At 61.6% G+C, this 17457-nt stretch carries 15 protein-coding genes; 4 read left to right on the top strand and 11 right to left on the bottom strand.

Annotated features, from left to right (window positions below; all coding sequences use genetic code 11):
- Window positions 1–39 precede the first annotated feature (39 nt).
- Together lptF and lptG are read left to right on the top strand one after the other, a co-directional pair.
- Window positions 40–1155, top strand: coding sequence for an LPS export ABC transporter permease LptF (gene lptF / locus J3A71_RS24090; protein ID WP_016485065.1), 1116 nt, complete (start codon window positions 40–42; stop codon window positions 1153–1155).
- Window positions 1148–2209: an LPS export ABC transporter permease LptG gene (lptG, locus tag J3A71_RS24085; protein WP_016485066.1), complete on the top strand. Its 1062-nt coding sequence runs from the start codon at window positions 1148–1150 to the stop codon at window positions 2207–2209. Before lptF ends, lptG begins: the two co-directional genes overlap by 8 nt.
- A gap of 90 nt (window positions 2210–2299) precedes the next feature.
- Here lptG and J3A71_RS24080 read toward each other — a convergent pair whose 3' ends face one another.
- From J3A71_RS24080 to gcvH, 6 genes are all read right to left on the bottom strand, one after another.
- Window positions 2300–2788, bottom strand: a complete 489-nt coding sequence (locus J3A71_RS24080; protein WP_023046957.1) for an RDD family protein — start codon at window positions 2786–2788, stop codon at window positions 2300–2302.
- Window positions 2789–2883: 95 nt separating this feature from the next.
- Window positions 2884–3096 (bottom strand): cold-shock protein, encoded by a 213-nt coding sequence (locus J3A71_RS24075; protein ID WP_016485068.1) that lies wholly within the window; start codon window positions 3094–3096, stop codon window positions 2884–2886.
- 356 nt (window positions 3097–3452) lie between these two features.
- Window positions 3453–4574, bottom strand: a complete 1122-nt coding sequence (gcvT, locus tag J3A71_RS24070; protein WP_060517597.1) for a glycine cleavage system aminomethyltransferase GcvT — start codon at window positions 4572–4574, stop codon at window positions 3453–3455.
- 27 nt (window positions 4575–4601) lie between these two features.
- On the bottom strand, window positions 4602–5978 hold the full coding sequence (locus J3A71_RS24065; protein ID WP_209953379.1) for an L-serine ammonia-lyase: 1377 nt from the start codon (window positions 5976–5978) through the stop codon (window positions 4602–4604).
- Window positions 5979–6086: 108 nt separating this feature from the next.
- Window positions 6087–8942 (bottom strand): aminomethyl-transferring glycine dehydrogenase, encoded by a 2856-nt coding sequence (gene gcvP, locus J3A71_RS24060; RefSeq protein WP_209953377.1) that lies wholly within the window; start codon window positions 8940–8942, stop codon window positions 6087–6089.
- Window positions 8943–8953: 11 nt separating this feature from the next.
- Window positions 8954–9337 carry a glycine cleavage system protein GcvH gene (gene gcvH, locus J3A71_RS24055; protein WP_016485072.1) on the bottom strand — a complete coding sequence of 128 codons (384 nt, stop codon included), beginning with the start codon at window positions 9335–9337 and terminating at the stop codon, window positions 8954–8956.
- 700 nt (window positions 9338–10037) lie between these two features.
- Between gcvH and J3A71_RS24050 the strand changes: the two genes are divergently transcribed.
- The gene (locus J3A71_RS24050; RefSeq protein WP_209953501.1) at window positions 10038–11429 is read left to right on the top strand and encodes an FAD-binding oxidoreductase; all 1392 of its coding nucleotides are present in this window, start codon (window positions 10038–10040) and stop codon (window positions 11427–11429) included.
- A 78-nt stretch (window positions 11430–11507) separates the two neighbouring features.
- A complete protein-coding gene (locus tag J3A71_RS24045; RefSeq protein ID WP_023046960.1) occupies window positions 11508–11999 on the top strand; it encodes a RidA family protein in 492 nt (163 codons plus the stop codon).
- Window positions 12000–12057: 58 nt separating this feature from the next.
- Here J3A71_RS24045 and gltS read toward each other — a convergent pair whose 3' ends face one another.
- The 5 genes from gltS to J3A71_RS24020 form a co-directional block, all read right to left on the bottom strand.
- Window positions 12058–13263, bottom strand: coding sequence for a sodium/glutamate symporter (gene gltS, locus J3A71_RS24040; protein WP_209953375.1), 1206 nt, complete (start codon window positions 13261–13263; stop codon window positions 12058–12060).
- A gap of 127 nt (window positions 13264–13390) precedes the next feature.
- Complete coding sequence (locus J3A71_RS24035; RefSeq protein ID WP_023046961.1) at window positions 13391–14899, bottom strand: sigma-54-dependent transcriptional regulator; 1509 nt, start codon at window positions 14897–14899, stop codon at window positions 13391–13393.
- 85 nt (window positions 14900–14984) lie between these two features.
- Window positions 14985–15353, bottom strand: a complete 369-nt coding sequence (locus J3A71_RS24030) for a DUF5064 family protein (RefSeq protein ID WP_016485077.1) — start codon at window positions 15351–15353, stop codon at window positions 14985–14987.
- Window positions 15354–15409: 56 nt separating this feature from the next.
- Complete coding sequence (gene arcC, locus J3A71_RS24025; protein ID WP_016485078.1) at window positions 15410–16339, bottom strand: carbamate kinase; 930 nt, start codon at window positions 16337–16339, stop codon at window positions 15410–15412.
- Between the two features lie 103 nt (window positions 16340–16442).
- On the bottom strand, window positions 16443–17453 hold the full coding sequence (locus tag J3A71_RS24020; RefSeq protein ID WP_016485079.1) for an ornithine carbamoyltransferase: 1011 nt from the start codon (window positions 17451–17453) through the stop codon (window positions 16443–16445).
- Between the last annotated feature and the right edge of the window lie 4 nt (window positions 17454–17457).

Raw genomic sequence — 17457 nt, 5'->3', positions numbered from 1 at the left:
TGCATGGCAGTCCGCCCTGACAACCCAGGAGTGTCTGGTTTGATCGTCTTTCGTTATCTGTCCCGCGAGGTCCTGGTGACCTTGAGCGCCGTCAGCGCAGTGCTGCTGGTGATCATCATGAGTGGGCGCTTCATCAAATATCTGGCCCAGGCCGCCCAGGGCGTGCTCGATCCGGGCGTGCTGTTCCTGATCATGGGCTTCCGGCTGCCGGGTTTCCTGCAACTGATCCTGCCTCTGGGGCTGTTCCTCGGCATTTTGCTGGCTTACGGGCGGCTGTACCTGGAAAGCGAGATGACCGTGCTGTCTGCAACCGGTATGAGCCAGCAGCGCCTGTTGGGGCTGACCATGGCGCCGGCGGCCCTGGTTGCCCTGCTGGTGGCCTGGCTGAGCCTGAGCCTTGCGCCGTTGGGCGTTGCCCAGGTGCAGCAGATCATTGCCCAGCAGGACACGCTGACCGAGTTCGACACCTTGGTGCCGGGCCGCTTCCAGACCCTGCGTGACGGTTCGCGGGTGACCTACACCGAGCAGCTGTCGGACGACCGCGTCAACCTGTCCGGGGTGTTCATCTCCGAGAAGCGCTTCAACCAGGACAAGACCAAGGACCGTGCCCCGTCGGTACTGGTCGCTGAAAAAGGTCACCAGGAGATCCAGGCCGACGGTAACCGCTACCTGGTGCTGGAAAACGGCTACCGCTATGACGGCAATCCTGGTCAGGCCGATTACCGTGCGATCAAGTACGACACCTATGGCGTGCAGCTGCCCAAACCGGAAGTGGCCGAAGAAGTGACCGAGCGCGAAGCCATTCCCACTTCCGAGCTGATCGGCAAGGAGGGCCTGCGAGAGCGCGCCGAGCTGCAGTGGCGGTTGTCGCTGCCGATCCTGGTATTCGTCGTTACCTTGCTGGCGGTGCCTCTGTCCCGGGTCAACCCCCGTCAGGGCCGCTTCCTCAAGCTGCTGCCGGCAATTCTTTTGTACATGGCTTACCTGACAATGCTGATTTCCGTACGTGGCGCCCTCGAGAAGGGCAAATTGCCGATTGGCCTGGGCATGTGGTGGGTCCACGGCCTGTTCCTGTTGATCGGCCTTGGCCTGTTGTACTGGGAACCGCTGCGCCTCAAGCGTGCCGCCCGTCGTGCGGAGGTGGCCCATGGGTAAGCTGGACCGCTACATCGGCCAGAGCGTGCTGCTGGCCATTCTGGCCGTGCTGGGCATCATCCTCGGCCTGGCCTCGCTGTTCGCCTTCATCGACGAGATGGGCGACCTGAGTGATACCTACACGTTGATGGAGGCCGGCAACTTCGTCCTGTTGACAGCACCCCGGCGGCTCTATGACATGCTGCCGATGGCGGCCTTGATCGGCTGCCTGATCGGCCTGGGCAGCCTGGCCAGCAGCAGCGAACTGACCATCATGCGTGCGGCCGGGGTGTCTATCGGCCGCATCGTCTGGGCGGTGATGAAGCCGATGCTGGTGCTGATGCTGGTAGGGCTGCTGATCGGCGAATACGTGGCACCGGTGACCGAGAACAAGGCCCAGGCCGACCGTTCCCTGGCCCAGGGCGGTGGTGAGGCACAGAGCTCCAAGCGCGGCATGTGGCACCGCCAGGGTGAAGAGTATGTGCACATCAACTCCGTACAGCCCAACGGCCTGCTGCTGGGTGTGACCCGTTACCGCTTCGACAGCGAGCGCAAGATCGTCACCTCAAGCTTCGCCCGCCGCGCGCAGTACCAGAACGACCACTGGCTGCTCGCCGACGTGCGTACCACCTACTTCCGTGGCGACCACACCGAAGTGGTCGGCGCGCCGCAGGAGCGCTGGGACGTTTCGCTCACGCCAGAACTGCTCAATACCGTGATCCTGGCGCCGGAGTCGCTGTCCATTACCGGGTTGTGGGATTACATCCACTACCTGTCCGACCAGGGCCTGAACAATGCCCGTTACTGGTTGGCGTTCTGGACCAAGGTGCTGCAGCCGATGGTTACCGCGGCGCTGGTGCTGATGGCGATCTCGTTCATCTTCGGCCCGCTGCGTTCGGTCACCCTGGGCCAGCGTGTGTTCACCGGTGTGCTGGTGGGTTTCGTGTTCCGTATTGCCCAGGACCTGCTGGGGCCTTCGAGCCAGGTGTTCGGCTTCCCGCCGCTGCTGGCGGTGGTGATCCCGGCGGGGATCTGTGCCTTGGCCGGTGTCTGGCTGTTGCGTCGGGCGGGTTGATGGCCTGAGCTGCATGAAAAAGCCGACCTCAGGGTCGGCTTTTTTGTGGCTGATGGCCCCATGGCCGGAGCAGGCAACACAACGCTCAAGTCATCTCTTTTGCTTCGGTACCCGCACCAGCTGGCTTTCCGAATAGATGTCATGCCAGCCACGCTTTCGCTTGTCGATCAACACCCAGAAAAAACCCAGCCCCAGGCACAGCCATGAGGCAATGGATACCACGAAGCGCAACAATGCCTGCCACAGGCTGATGGCTGAGCCATCGGCATTCTGCACGCGCACGCCCCACACCTGCATGCCCAGCGTCTGCCCGCCATGGGTCCAGAACTTGGCAAAGAAGCCGAACAAGGCGAACAGCAGTACCGTCGACAGTAGCGGGTCGCCATCCAGTGCACCGGCCTCGGTCAGCTCACGCATGCGCGCTTCGCCAATGATCGCCATCTGGATCAGCTTGTAGGCACCGGCGGTCACGATCAGCAGTGCAGTACACAGCAGGAAGTCGTAGAACATCGCGGCCAGTCGTCGGCCAAAGCCAGCGGCGGGGAAGTCACCCTGTGGGAGAAGGTGGGGCTTGGGCATCGCTGGGCAGCTCCGAATGGAAAAGGCTCATTCTATGGAATTGCAAGCAAAAAAAAGCCCCTGCGCGTCAACGCAGGGGCTCTTTTATAGAAGTTTCAGCCTTCTGCCTGGACTTCGTCAGCCTGCATGCCCTTTTGGCCTTGCACAGCAATGAAGGTCACTTTCTGGCCTTCTTTCAGGCTCTTGAAGCCGTTACCTTGGATTGCGCGGAAGTGCACGAACAGATCCGGACCGGTCTCTGGGGTGATGAAGCCGTAACCTTTTTCGTCATTGAACCACTTGACGGTACCGCTCTGACGCTCAGCCATTGTCTTATTTCCTATGAAACTAATTTTTGATGACAGTTTCTTCTGCATTGTTTGTAAGCAAAAGATTACTGGGCTGGGTTGCAGGAAAGTAAGAGACGTCGAACGGGTTGTAGCAGATTGCGGCTACTGGCCCAGGTCACGAACTGTTGCGACCCATGCAAACACAGTGCAGTGACTCTACGCCAACTCCCGAGCGAAAAACAAGCCCTTGCCGGCAGGGGAAATCGACCGCTTGCCGATAACCGACCGAATTGTGGGAAACGGCATGGCGCCTGGCCTGGCGCCATGTTCAAAAGGTATTGGGCAGGTTCGAAATCGAATATCTCGAACCTGACCGCAACCTTCACAAAGCCGTTTCAGCCACGGTAGTAACGTTGCGCCACGAAAGGCATTTTGCTGACCTTCAGGGCAACCTTCTTGCCACGCACTACGGCAAACAGTGCGGTATCGAGTGCAGCATGTTCATTATCGACATAACCCATTGCAACCGGTGCGCCGAGTGTCGGCCCGAAGCCACCGCTGCACACTTTGCCCACCGGTTTATCGTTGGCATCAACAATATCGGCGCCTTCACGTACCGGCGTGCGCTCCTGGGGCAACAGGCCAACACGTTTGCGCGCCACACCGTCGCGCTGGTGGGCAAAGATCGCTTCGGCGCCGGGGAAGCCGGCAGCACGTGCACCGTCGGCACGGCGCACCTTGGAAATCGCCCACAGCAGGCTGGCTTCGATCGGGGTCGTCTCGGTATTCATGTCATGGCCATACAGGCACAGGCCGGCTTCCAGGCGCAGCGAGTCCCGCGCGCCCAGGCCAATGGGCTGTACTTCGGGCTCGGCCAGCAGGCTGCGGGCCAAGGCGTCGGCGGCATGGACCGGTACCGAAATTTCGTAGCCGTCTTCGCCGGTGTAGCCTGAGCGGCTGACGAAGCAGTCTTCACCCAGCAGTTTTACCGGCCGGAACTGCATGAAGGTCATGCCGGCCACTTCCGGGGCCATGCGCTCCAGCACCTTGACCGCGGCCGGCCCTTGCAGGGCGAGCAGGGCACGTTGGTCGAACAGCGGCTGCACCTCGCAACGGCTCCCGATGTGTGTTTGCAGGTGGGCCAGGTCCTGGTCCTTGCAGGCTGCGTTGACCACCAGGAACAGGGTATCGTCGCCCAGGTTGGCAACCATCAGGTCGTCAAGGATGCCGCCTTGTTCATTGGTGAACATGGCATAGCGCTGCATGCCCACCGGCAGGTCGATGATATCCACCGGCACCAGGCTTTCCAGGGCCTTGGCGGCATCGGCACCGCGCAGGATGATCTGGCCCATGTGCGAGACATCGAACAGGCCGGCCTGCTCGCGGGTGTGCAAATGCTCCTTGAGCACGCCCAGCGGGTACTGCACCGGCATGTCGTAGCCGGCGAACGGCACCATGCGCGCACCCAGTTCCAGGTGCAGGGCGTGCAGTGGGGTCTTGAGCAGTGTTTCGGACATCGGTGACTCCTTGGTTTTATTGTGGGGTCAACATTCGATGATGTTGACGGCAAGACCGCCGCGGGCGGTCTCCTTGTATTTGCTTTTCATATCGGCGCCGGTCTGGCGCATGGTGCGGATGGCCTTGTCGAGCGACACGAAGTGCTGCCCGTCGCCGCGCAAGGCCATGCGCACGGCGTTGATCGCCTTCACCGAGCCCATGGCATTGCGCTCGATGCAGGGCACCTGAACCAAGCCGCCGATCGGGTCGCAGGTCAGGCCCAGGTTGTGTTCCATGCCGATTTCGGCAGCGTTCTCCACCTGTTGCACGCTGCCCCCCATCACTTCGCACAGTGCCCCCGCCGCCATGGAGCACGCCACGCCGACCTCGCCCTGGCAGCCCACTTCGGCGCCGGAGATAGAGGCATTCTCCTTGTACAGGATGCCGATGGCTGCGGCAGTGAGCAGAAAACGCACCACCCCGTCTTCGCTGGCGCCCGGCACGAAGCGCATGTAGTAGTGCAGCACCGCCGGGACGATGCCCGCCGCGCCATTGGTGGGCGCGGTAACCACACGCCCGCCATTGGCATTTTCCTCGTTCACCGCCAGGGCATAGAGGTTGACCCAGTCGAGCACCGACAGCGCATCGCGCAGGCTGGCCTCCGGGTGACGGCTCAGCTGGCGGTACAGGGCTGGGGCCCGCCGCTTGACCTTGAGCCCGCCTGGCAGAATGCCCTCATGCTGGCAGCCGGCATCGACACAATCCTGCATCACTTGCCAGATACGCAGCAGCCCGGCGCGGGTTTCTGCCTCCGGGCGCCAGGCGGCCTCATTGGCCAGCATCACCTGGCTTACCGACAGGTTCTGCGTGGTGCAGTGGCCAAGCAGTTCCTTGGCGGTTTTGAACGGGTAGGGCAGCACGGTGCTGTCCTCGACGATGCGGTCGTGGCCGGCGGCATCCTCGTCGACCACGAAACCACCGCCCACCGAGTAGTATTCGCGGCTGCGGATTTGCAGGCCGGCGTCGTCGAAGGCGCGGAAGATCATGCCGTTGGGGTGGTAGTCCAGTGGCTTGCGGATCATTGCCAGGTGTTGTTTCTCGTTAAAGGCAATGTCGTGTTCGCCGAGCACACGCAGGCGGCCGCTGTCGCGGATCACTTGCAGGCGCGCGGGGATGGATTCGGTGTCGACGGTGTCCGGGTGCTCGCCTTCGAGGCCGAGCAAGACCGCCTTGTCGCTGCCGTGGCCCTTGCCGGTTGCGCCCAGCGAGCCATACAGCTCGGCCTTGACGCTGGCGGTGCGGGTGAGCAGGTCATCACGGCGCAGCCCTTCGGCGAACCGTGCGGCGGCGCGCATCGGGCCGACCGTGTGGGAGCTGGAGGGGCCGATGCCGATCTTGAACAGGTCGAAGACGCTCAGTGACATGGTGGTTCCTCCAGCCAGGGATATTAGGCGGACGGTGAAGCCTGTGGGGGCGGGCGCGCCCACTCCCACAGAGGTCCACCTCAAGTCAGGTAGCGGGCCTGAGCGCAATCAGGCGTCCTGATAGCTCTCGATCGACGGGCAGGCGCACACCAGGTTGCGGTCGCCGAACACGTTGTCGACCCGGCCAACCGGCGGCCAGTACTTGCTTTCCACCAGGCTTGGCAGCGGGTAAACCGCTTGTTCGCGGCTGTAGCCGTGGGCCCATTCGCCAACCAGTTCGGCCGCAGTGTGCGGAGCGTTCTTCAGCGGGTTGTCGTCCTTGTCCACGGTACCGCTCTCGACCGCACGGATTTCCTCGCGGATCTGGATCATCGCGTCGCAGAAGCGGTCCAGTTCTTCCTTGGACTCGCTTTCGGTCGGTTCGATCATCAGCGTGCCGGCCACCGGGAAGGACATGGTCGGGGCGTGGAAGCCGAAGTCGATCAGGCGCTTGGCCACGTCGTCGACGCTGATGCCGCTGGTGTCCTTCAGCGGGCGCAGGTCGAGGATGCATTCGTGGGCCACCAGGCCATTGCCACCGGTATACAGAACAGGATAGTGCTCTTCCAGGCGGCGGGCGATGTAGTTGGCGTTCAGAATGGCCATCTGCGAAGCACGCTTGAGGCCGGCACCGCCCATCATGCGGATGTACATCCAGGTGATCGGCAGGATGCTGGCGCTGCCGAACGGTGCGGCGCACACCGCACCTTGGGTGTTTTCCAGCTGCGCGTGGCCAGGCAGGAACGGCGCCAGGTGCGACTTGACGCCAATCGGGCCAACGCCTGGGCCGCCACCACCGTGCGGGATGCAGAAGGTCTTGTGCAGGTTCAGGTGGGACACATCGCCGCCGAACTTGCCCGGGGCGCACAGGCCGACCATGGCGTTCATGTTGGCGCCGTCGATGTACACCTGGCCACCGTTATCGTGAATGATCGCGCAGATTTCGCCGATCGCTTCTTCGAACACACCGTGGGTCGACGGGTAGGTGATCATGATCGCGGCCAGGCGCTCGCGGTGCTCGATGGCCTTGGCGCGCAGGTCCTCGACATCGACGTTGCCGCGGGCGTCACAGGCGGTAACGACGACGCGCATGCCAGCCATGTGTGCGGTGGCCGGGTTGGTGCCGTGGGCCGACGACGGGATCAGGCAGATGTCGCGGTGCGCTTCGCCACGGCTGCGGTGGTAGGCGCGGATAGCCAGCAGGCCTGCATATTCGCCCTGGGAGCCGGCGTTGGGCTGCAGCGACACGGCGTCATAGCCGGTGGCGGCGCAGAGCATGGCTTCCAGCTCGGTGGTCATCTGCAGGTAGCCCTGGCTCTGTGCGGCCGGGGCGAACGGGTGCAGGTTGCCGAACTCGGCCCAGGTGACCGGGATCATTTCGCTGGCGGCGTTCAGCTTCATGGTGCATGAGCCCAGCGGGATCATGCTGCGGTCCAGTGCCAGGTCCTTGTCGGCCAGGCGGCGCAGGTAGCGCATCAGCTCGGTTTCGCTGTGATAGCGGTTGAATACCGGGTGTTCGAGAATGGCCGACTGGCGCAGCAGGGCAGCCGGCAGCAGGGAGCCGGTGCTGGCTGCCAGTGCGCTGAAGTCAGGCTGTGCCTGCTCGCCACCCAACAGCTGCCACAGCGACTCGACGTCAGCCTGGGTGCTGGTTTCGTCCAGCGACAGGCCGACATGTGCGGCGTCTACCTGGCGCAGGTTGATGCCCTGGGCGCGTGCCTTGTCATTCAGGCTGGCAGTGGTACTGCCGGTGGCCAGGGTCAGGGTGTCGAAGGCGCTGCCGCCCACCACCGATACGCCCAGCGCCTTCAGGCCGGCGGCCAGAATCGCGGTCAGCGCATGGGTACGCTCGGCAATGCGCTTGAGGCCGGCCGGGCCGTGGTAAACGGCGAACATGCTGGCGATGTTGGCCAGCAGCACCTGGGCGGTGCAGATGTTGCTGGTGGCCTTTTCGCGACGGATGTGCTGCTCGCGGGTCTGCATGGCCAGGCGCAGGGCAGTTTTGCCGAAGCGGTCGATCGATACGCCGACCAGGCGGCCCGGCATGTCGCGCTTGAACGCGTCACGGGTGGCGAAGTAGGCCGCGTGCGGGCCACCGAAGCCCAGTGGTACGCCAAAACGCTGGGCGCTGCCGATGGCCACGTCGGCGTCGAACTCGCCCGGTGGGGTCAGCAGGGTCAGGGCCAGCAGGTCGGCCGCGACGGCGACCAGGGCATTGGCGGCGTGGAAGCGCTGTACCACTTCACGGTAGTCGAACACTTCACCGTTGCTGGCCGGGTATTGCAGCAGGGCGCCGAAGAAGGCGCTGACATCCCCCAGCTCGCGCTCGTCACCGACCACCACCTCGATACCCAGCGGCTCGGCACGGGTGCGCAGCACGTCGAGGGTTTGCGGGTGGCAGTGCACGGAGGCGAAGAAGGCGTGGCTGGCCTTGTTCTTCGACAGGCGCTTGCAGAACGTCATGGCCTCGGCCGCAGCAGTGGCTTCGTCGAGCAGGGAGGCGTTGGCGATCGGCAGGCCGGTCAGGTCGCTGATCAGGGTCTGGAAGTTCAGCAGCGCTTCCAGGCGGCCTTGGGAGATTTCTGGCTGGTACGGGGTGTAGGCGGTGTACCAGGCAGGGTTTTCCAGCAGGTTGCGCAGGATCGGCGCTGGGGTGTGGGTGTTGTAGTAGCCCTGGCCGATGTAGCTTTTGAACAGCTGGTTCTTGCCGGCGATGGCCTTGAGCGCAGCGAGCGCGTCGGCTTCGCTCTGGCCATCGTGCGAGCCAAGCACGCTGGTGCCCTTGATGCTCTCGGGGATGACTGCGGCGGTCATGGCGTCCAGCGAGTCGAAGCCCAGGGCGGCGAGCATGGCCTGCTCGTCAGCGGCGCGCGGGCCGATGTGACGGGCAATGAATTCGTTGGCGGTACCGAGGTTGATGGTCATTGCGGAACTCCTCAGGCGTCGTCGTTGGCTTTGATAAGGCGGTCGTAGGCGTCCTGGTCGAGCAGGGCGGTAACTTCGCTCCTGTCGGCTGGGTTGAAGCGGAAGAACCAGCCTTCGCCCATCGGGTCTTCGTTGACCAGTTCAGGGCTGCTTTCGAGCTGGCCGTTGACCTCGACCACTTCACCGGCCAGGGGCATATACACGCCGCTGGCGGCCTTGACCGATTCGACGGTGGACGCTTCGCTGCCTTTTTCATACTGCTGCAACTCTGGCAGTTGCACGAACACCACATCGCCAAGGGCGTTCTGCGCGTAGGCGGTGATACCCACGGTGACGCTGCCATCGGCTTCGACGCGCAGCCATTCGTGATCTTCAGTGAAACGCAACTCGCTCATGGGGAATCCTCGGGAAGCAGGGCGTTGGGCGCGGTGGGTCCGCGCTCTTGGGTTGGTATTCCCTTAGCAAAAACGCGGCCAATCACAAAAAATATATATAAAACAACAAGTTACTTGTTTTTTGCGTTCGCCTTGCGGTTCTTGTGGAACGAGAACGCTACAGATGGCGAAGCATAAAAAAGCGTTTGGGGATCAAACCCTTGCGCAGCCGCTTTCTAACGGGGTTGTACTGATTTCGATACGGTGTATTTAAATCGATACACCCATGGTTTCACGGGCTGTCGCTGGAACCACTGCATATCAATTCTAGGAACACAAGTTTGACCCAAACGGCGGAATTAATAAGTTTCAAATAGCCGGCTTTTTAATGAGGTTATTGCTCCAGCGAAACTAATCCGGATGCGTGCTGCGAAGTCAAGTTGATCAGGTAAAGATGCGGTGTCGCGATCTCAACTATTTATGTCTCCTGCATATTAGTTTGCAAATGGCTGAACTAATTATTTGCCCGCTGCGATTTAACCGGCACGGGTGCATCACCAGAATCGCCCCCCTTGAATGTTAATGCTCAGCCTGACTGCCTGGCCCGCAAAGTGGGTCAGGAAGGCTGTCGGGCAACCAGGTGTCTCGCCGTCTGGGCGGATGCAACCAACACCGGATACCAGGAAAGGAAAGTGTCATGGGAATGACGAGGCGTAAGTTTTTGATCGGCAGTGGCGTCTTGGCTGTTGCGGGGGGCGCGGGGATTCTGACCCCCCTGCTGACGCGCGAAGGCAGGCTGATCCCCGGCAAACCACGGTTTGGTTTTGTAGGGGGCACTGAGGGAGAGCTGCCCAAGCAGGCGGATGTAGTCGTCGTTGGCGCGGGCATTCTTGGGCTCATGACGGCGATCAACCTGGTCGAACGTGGCCTTTCCGTAGTTATCGTTGAAAAAGGTGAAATTGCCGGCGAGCAGTCGTGCAGGTTTTATGGTCAGGTGATGACCTACAAGATGCCGGACGCAACTTTCCAGTTGCACCATCTTGCCAAGCAACGTTGGCGTGAAATGAATGCCAAAGTGGGTGCAGATACCAGCTATCGCACGCAAGGTCGGGTGGAAGTGCCGTTCGATGAAGAGGACCTGGAAGGCGTCAGGCAGTGGATCGATAGCAAAGGCCGTGAAGTGGCAGCGGATATACCGTTCAACACGCGAATCATCCAGGGCAATGAACTTGCACAGCGCCTGCGTGGAGCATCGTCAAACTGGAAGGTCGCGGGTTTCGAAGAAGATTCCGGTAGCCTCGATGCCGAGCGCGCATCGTTTGTCATGGCGGAGTACGCCAAGAAAATGGGCGTGCGTATCTACACTCACTGCGCCGCAAGAGGGCTGGAGACCCAGGCGGGAGCCATCTCTGATGTGGTGACCGAGAAGGGCGCCATCCGGACTTCGCGGGTGATCGTGGCGGGTGGGGCTTGGTCCAGGCTGTTCATGCAGAACCTGGGGGTCGATGTGCCGACCTTGCCCGCTTACCAGTCCCAGCAAATCATCAGTGCGGCCCCCCGTGCACCCGGCGGCAACGTTGCATTGCCGGGGAATATCTACTTCCGTGAGCAGGCCGACGGTACCTACGCCACTTCGCCACGCGTCGTGGTTGCCCCGGTAGTGAAAGAGTCGTTCATGTACGGCTACAAGTACCTGCCTCTGCTGGCCATCCCGGACTTCCCGGTGCACATCTCGCTCAACAAGCAGCTCATTGATTCGTTCATTCAGCCAACCCACTGGAGGCTGGACGAAGTTTCGCCTTTCGAGAAAAACCGGCTGATGACGGCGGCCCCGGACCTTCCGGAGCTGAATGCATCTCTGGAAAAACTCAAGGTCGAGTTCCCTGCCTTCAGTGATGCGAAGCTGATCGATCAGTGGAGCGGTGCGATGGCCATTGCTCCGGATGAGAACCCCATCATTTCGCAGGTCAACGAGTACCCGGGGCTGGTCCTCAACACCGCAACCGGCTGGGGAATGACGGAGAGCCCGGTGTCGTCCGAGCTGTCGGCCGATTTGCTGCTTGGCAAGGCGCCCGTGCTGGACCCGAAACCCTTCAGCCTGTATCGATTCTAAGCGCACCTGGCGCAATGGAATGACCCGTGTGCGCATCATCCATGCGTGCACATGCTTGGTACTTTTCAGGAGAACACCATGAAAGTCGCTTTGAACACCGTGGCTGCACTGGCATTGGCCGGTATCGGCAGCGCCCATGCACAAGATATCGTGCGCCATGGCGCAGGCAGTTTCCCGATCTCGTCAGCTGTAGAAGTCCCCGCGGGCAAGACGGTCATCTACCTGAGTGGTTCGGTCCCGTCGGTTATCCATCCCGATGCACCCAAGGAGTCACTGGAAGCCTACGGTGACACCAAGGCACAAACCATCAATGTGCTTGAAAACATTCAGCAGCAACTGAAAGAACTGGGTCTTGGCCTCACGGATGTGGTGAAGATGCAAGTGTTCCTGGTGGGTGGGCCAGAGAACGGCGGCAAAATGGATTTTGACGGTTTCATGGCCGGCTATACCCAGTTCTTCGGGCCTGCCGCCAAACAGCCGGTTCTGCCCGCGCGTTCCGCGTTCCAGATTGCGGGCCTGGCACACCCGGCCTGGCGCGTTGAGATCGAAGTTACAGCGGTTCGTCCCTGAGCGGATGTGCTTCGTCCTGGGCCAACGCCCAGGACGGCCAGCAACAGGGTTGGCTGAGTTACCCCGCGATAAACAAGGGCAATGCCAAGTACAGCTTGATCACGATGACATTGATGATGTCGATGAAGAACGCGCCCACCATCGGCACTACCAGGAAGGCTATGTGCGAGGCGCCATAGCGCTGGGTCACTGCTTGCATGTTGGCAATGGCCGTCGGCGTTGCACCCAGGCCGAAGCCACAGTGCCCGGCCGCCAGCACCGCCGCATCATAGTTGCGGCCCATCACCCGGAATGTCACGAAGATCGCAAACAGTGCCATGACCAGCGTTTGCGCGGCCAGCAACGCAAAGAACGGTAAGGCCAGTGCCGCCAGGTCCCACAACTTGAGCGACATCAAGGCAATGGCCAGGAACAGGGACAGACTGACATTGCCCAGCACCGAAACTTCTCGTTCGAACACACGATAAAAGCCGAATGCCGAAAGCCCGTTGCGCAGCAGTACACCCACGAAGAGTACGCAAACGAATGTCGGCAGTTCGAATGCCGTGCCTCTCAATACTCCATTCAGTAATGTACCGGCCAGCAAACTGACGGCAATCAGTGCCAGCGTTTCGATAAATGAAAAAGAGGTGATCAGGCGCTCTTTATTCGGCTGTTCAAAGCCTTTTGGCAGGTGTGGAACTTCTTCTTCCACCCCCTGCGTCTTTACCCGCTTGATCAGCAACCTGGCAACCGGGCCACCAATCAAGCCGCCCAGTACCAGGCCGAAGGTGGCAGAGGCCATCGCCAGTTCGGAAGCCGAAGCCACCCCAAACTTTTCAGTGAACGTGGCGCCCCAGGCGGCGCCCGTGCCGTGCCCCCCGGACAGGGTGATCGAACCAGCCAGCAGGCCCAGCAATGGGTCGAGCCCCAATGCCGTTGCCAGGCCTATGCCCATGGCGTTCTGCACCAGCAGCAAGCCAGTCACCACCAGCAGGAACACAGCGACCACACGGCCGCCCTTCTTCAGGCTGGCGAAGTCTGCACTCAGGCCGATGGTGGCGAAGAACGCCAGCATCAACGGTGTCTGCAATGAGGTATCAAACTGGACCTGTACATCGAAACTGCGCAATGCCAAGAGCGCCAAGGCCACTACCAATCCGCCTGCAACAGGTTCCGGGATATTGTAAGCGCGCAGGAAACCAATGCGTGCGACCAGCCCGCGCCCCACTAGCAATACCAGGGAGGCGGCTACAAGTGCCCCGTAAAAATCGAGTTCAAACATCAGGGTACTCTTCGTTCAAGGTGACATGCGAAATAACGATGTCATCATTCTACGGCGAGCACGCCAGTCAATTGCGGCCAAGCGGCTAGGAAAAGTCTGAATGAGCTGTCGGCTTTGACGACGCGTATCAAAGTTTTCCGGGTATTCCATATTTACGCAGCCGCTGGGCAATAGCGGTATGCGAAGTTTGCAAGCGCCCGGCCAGCTGACGCGTCGACGGGTAACTGGCATACAGGCGCTGTAACAGTTCGCGCTCGAAATCACCCACGGCCTGTTCCAGGCTGGCCACTTCACCGTCCTGTCCTCTTGCCACCGAGGTGCCGGCGATGTCCAGGTCGCCGATATCCACCAGGTTGCCCTCGCAGATGGCCGCAGCGCGGAAGATTACGTTTTGCAGTTGACGCACATTGCCCGGCCACGGGTTGGCCAGCAGTGCCGAATGGGTGGCCGGGGTCAGCCGGCAGGCTGGGCGCTGGATCTGCGTGCAGGCCTGCTGCATGAAGAAGTGCGCCAGCATCAGGATGTCCTGGCCCCTGTCACGCAGTGGCGGTACCTGCAGGTTGAGCACGTTGAGGCGGTAGAACAGGTCTTCGCGGAAGCTGCCTTCGGCGACCATGCGCTCCAGGTCGCGGTGGGTGGCACTGATGATGCGCACATCCACCTTCACTTCGCGGTCGCCGCCCACCCGGCGGAAGCTGCCATCGCTGAGAAAACGCAGCAGCTTGGCCTGCAGGTAGGGTGACATTTCGCCAATTTCATCGAGGAACACCGTGCCCTGGTTGGCCAGTTCCATCAGCCCGGGCTTGCCACCGCGTTGCGCGCCGGTGAAGGCACCGGGTGCATAACCAAACAGCTCGCTCTCGGCCAGGCTCTCGGGCAGTGCGGCGCAGTTCAGGGCGAGGAACGGGGCGGCGTGGCGGCTGCTGATGGCGTGGCAGGCGCGGGCGACCAGCTCTTTGCCAGTGCCGGTTTCGCCGTGCACCAGCAGCGGTGCATCGAGCGCCGCCACGCGCAGGGCGCGGGCCTTGAGCGTGCGGATGGCGGGCGACTCGCCGAGCAGGGCATCGAAGCCTTCGGCATGGTCGTGGTGCAGGGCCGACAGGCGCTCGCCCATGCGCGTGGGCGGGTAGAGCGTGAGCAGGCCACCTGCGTTGGTGATCGGCATGGCGTCCAGCAGCAGGCTTTGGCCGTTGAGCTGCATTTCGCGCATGGGCAGGTGGAAGTTGTTGTCCAGCAGCGCCTGCAGCAGCGCGGGGTCGCCAAACAGTTCGCCCACCGAACGCCCGGCGGATTCGCGGCCGCACAGGGCGATCAGCGCCGGGTTGGCCAGCAGCACCAGGCCTGCGCTGTCCACGGCCAGTACCGGGTCGCTCATCGCCGCCAGCAGGGCGTCGAGCTGCAGGTGGCGGCGCTGGCCGGGGAGGATGTCGACCACGTCCACCGATTGCACGCCCTGCACCTCGAACAGTGCGTCATGCAGTTCTTCGAGCACGGCAGGGCTGAGGGTGGGAGCATCGATGTAAACGTTCGGCGGGACCATCTCCACCGCGTCCAGGTTGAGGTTGCGGGCACCGAGCAGGGCGAGGACTTCCTGGGTGATGCCGACGCGGTCGATGAAGCTGACATGGATGCGCATTGGGGAGGGGCAAGGTGGTGGCCGGGGAGGGCGGTAGTATGCCTTAACATCGCCGGGGCTGCGCAGCAGCCCCAAGTACGCGAAATCACTCCAGATGTTCAGGCTTGATGGGGTCGCCCGATTTCACGTCAAGCTTTTCGCGAATGTCCGCGAACATATCGTCATAGAGCTTGTGCGGCGAACTCAGTGTCTCGAATTTTTTCGGCGGCGCGAGGTATGACTGAGCCTTGCGGGTCAGCAGCATGAGGAAGCTGGGCAATACCTGGTCCTTGGCGAGGAAGAACTTTTCTTCCACCGGCTTGCCTTCGATGCTGCCATGCATGCGGAACTGAATGCCTCTGCCTTCCTTGGGGTCCGACGCTGCCTCGTAGTCGATGTTCAGGTCATAGCTGTGGTCGGCACTGTTCAGCGCAGAGCGCTCGATATGTACATGACCAGGTTCATAATGGGCCATGGCTAGCTCCTTTGGAAGGTCGAAAACGGCGGGCGCCAGACACCCGCCAACTGCATTCAACGGTAGCTGATCCCAGGCTTCTCGGTGGAGACCCGTGTGCCAGCAGTACCTTTGACAATGTCTTCAATGTTTTCCAGCGAACTGATCACTGCCACCTTGCCGGTGTTGCGGGCAAAGTCACTGGCAGCTTGCACTTTTGGCCCCATGGAGCCTGCGGCGAAGCCAAGGCGCTCGAGTTCGTCCGGATGGGCCTGGGCAATGGCTTTTTGCGTGGGCTTGCCCCAGTCAATGTAGGCCGCGTCGACGTCGGTGGCGATAATCAGAAGGTCGGCTTCCAATTGCTCGGCCAGCAGTGCAGAGCACAGGTCTTTGTCGATCACCGCTTCAATGCCCTTGAGCTTGCGGTTTTCATCGTACATGGTGGGGATGCCGCCACCGCCTGCGCAAATCACGATGCTGCTCTTTTCCAGCAGCCACTTGATCGGGCGGATTTCAAAGATGCGCTTGGGTTTCGGGCTGGCCACCACACGGCGGTACTTGTCGCCATCGGCCTTGACCACCCAGCCTTTCTCTTTGGCCAGGCGCTCGGCCTCTTCCTTGCTGTAGACCGGGCCAATGAACTTGGTCGGGTCCTTGAAGGCGGGGTCGTTGGCGTCCACTTCCACCTGGGTCAGCAGGGTGGCGAATGGCACCTCGAAATCCAGCAGGTTGCCCAGTTCCTGTTCGATCATGTAGCCGATCATGCCTTCGGTTTCGGCACCCAGCACGTCCAGCGGGTAGGCCTCGTCAGGCTTGTAGGACAGGGCCTGAAGCGACAGCAGGCCGACTTGCGGGCCGTTGCCGTGGGCAATGACCAGTTCGTTGCCAGGGTGGATCTTGGCGATCTGTTCGGTGGCGGTGCGGATATTGGCGCGCTGGTTGTCAGCGGTCATGGGCTCGCCGCGACGCAGCAGGGCGTTGCCGCCCAATGCAACAACGATACGCATGGGGAATGTCCTTTACGCAGATGGGGTGAGCACCTCGATCCTTTGTGGGAGCTGGCTTGCCGGCGATCACCGGCGAAGCCTGCCCCCAGGCGCGGGGCGATTGTCAGAGGTCAGCCAGGGTCGAAACCAGAATCGCCTTGATGGTGTGCATGCGGTTTTCCGCCTGCTCGAAGGCGATGCAGGCCGGCGACTCGAACACGTCGTCAGTCACTTCGATGCCGTTGGCCAAGTCCGGGTACTGTTCGGCAATCTGCTTGCCGACCTTGGTGTCGGAGTTATGGAACGCCGGCAGGCAGTGCATGAACTTGGTCCGCGGGTTGCCGGTGGACTTCATCAACTCGGCATTCACCTGGTAAGGCTTGAGCTGCTTGATGCGCTCACCCCAGGCTTCGATCGGCTCGCCCATCGAAACCCACACGTCGGTATGAACAAAGTCCACACCCTTGACCGCCGCTTTCGGGTCTTCGGTGAGGGTGATGCGGGCGCCGCTTTCCTCAGCGTACTTCTTGCAGCGCTCGACCAGGTCGTCATGCGGCCACAGTGCCTTGGGCGCGGCGATGCGCACATCCATGCCGAGCTTGGCGCCAATCAGCAGCAGCGAGTTGCCCATGTTGTTGCGGGCGTCGCCCAGATAGGCGTAGCTGATGTCGTGCAGCGGCTTGTCGCTGTGCTCGCGCATGGTCAGCACGTCGGCAATCATCTGGGTCGGGTGGTATTCGTCAGTCAGGCCGTTGAATACCGGCACACCAGCGAACTTGGCCAGCTCTTCGACGATTTCCTGCTTGAAACCCCGGTACTCGATCGCGTCATACATGCGCCCAAGCACGCGAGCGGTGTCTTTCATGCTCTCCTTGTGGCCGATCTGCGAAGAGTTGGGGTCGATATAGGTGACGTTGGCACCTTGGTCGTAGGCAGCGACTTCGAAGGCGCAGCGGGTACGGGTGGAGGTTTTTTCGAAGATCAGCGCAATGTTGTTGCCCTTCAGGTGCTGCTGCTCGGTACCGGTGTACTTTGCACGCTTGAGGTCGCGGGACAGGTCCAGCAGGTAGCGCAGCTCGCGGGTGGTGTGGTGTTCCAGGCTGAGCAGGTTGCGGTTGTGAATGTTGAACGCCATGATT

The organism is Pseudomonas sp. PvP089 (assembly GCF_017875165.1).
Classification (GTDB): Bacteria; Pseudomonadota; Gammaproteobacteria; order Pseudomonadales; family Pseudomonadaceae; genus Aquipseudomonas; species Aquipseudomonas fortuita.
This window is presented reverse-complemented; position numbering and strand designations above follow the sequence as displayed.

Coding starts and splice junctions, on each gene's coding strand:
- J3A71_RS24030 (WP_016485077.1), bottom strand. CDS start 15,353: ATGGCCCATTATGAACCTGGTCATGTACATATCGAGCGCTCTGCGCTG.
- J3A71_RS24075 (WP_016485068.1), bottom strand. CDS start 3,096: ATGGCTGAGCGTCAGAGCGGTACCGTCAAGTGGTTCAATGACGAAAAA.
- J3A71_RS24035 (WP_023046961.1), bottom strand. CDS start 14,899: ATGCGCATCCATGTCAGCTTCATCGACCGCGTCGGCATCACCCAGGAA.
- gcvT (WP_060517597.1), bottom strand. CDS start 4,574: ATGTCCGAAACACTGCTCAAGACCCCACTGCACGCCCTGCACCTGGAA.
- gcvH (WP_016485072.1), bottom strand. CDS start 9,337: ATGAGCGAGTTGCGTTTCACTGAAGATCACGAATGGCTGCGCGTCGAA.
- lptG (WP_016485066.1), top strand. CDS start 1,148: ATGGGTAAGCTGGACCGCTACATCGGCCAGAGCGTGCTGCTGGCCATT.
- arcC (WP_016485078.1), bottom strand. CDS start 16,339: ATGCGTATCGTTGTTGCATTGGGCGGCAACGCCCTGCTGCGTCGCGGC.
- J3A71_RS24065 (WP_209953379.1), bottom strand. CDS start 5,978: ATGTCACTGAGCGTCTTCGACCTGTTCAAGATCGGCATCGGCCCCTCC.
- J3A71_RS24020 (WP_016485079.1), bottom strand. CDS start 17,453: ATGGCGTTCAACATTCACAACCGCAACCTGCTCAGCCTGGAACACCAC.
- gltS (WP_209953375.1), bottom strand. CDS start 13,263: ATGTTTGAACTCGATTTTTACGGGGCACTTGTAGCCGCCTCCCTGGTA.
- J3A71_RS24080 (WP_023046957.1), bottom strand. CDS start 2,788: ATGCCCAAGCCCCACCTTCTCCCACAGGGTGACTTCCCCGCCGCTGGC.
- gcvP (WP_209953377.1), bottom strand. CDS start 8,942: ATGACCATCAACCTCGGTACCGCCAACGAATTCATTGCCCGTCACATC.
- J3A71_RS24045 (WP_023046960.1), top strand. CDS start 11,508: ATGAAAGTCGCTTTGAACACCGTGGCTGCACTGGCATTGGCCGGTATC.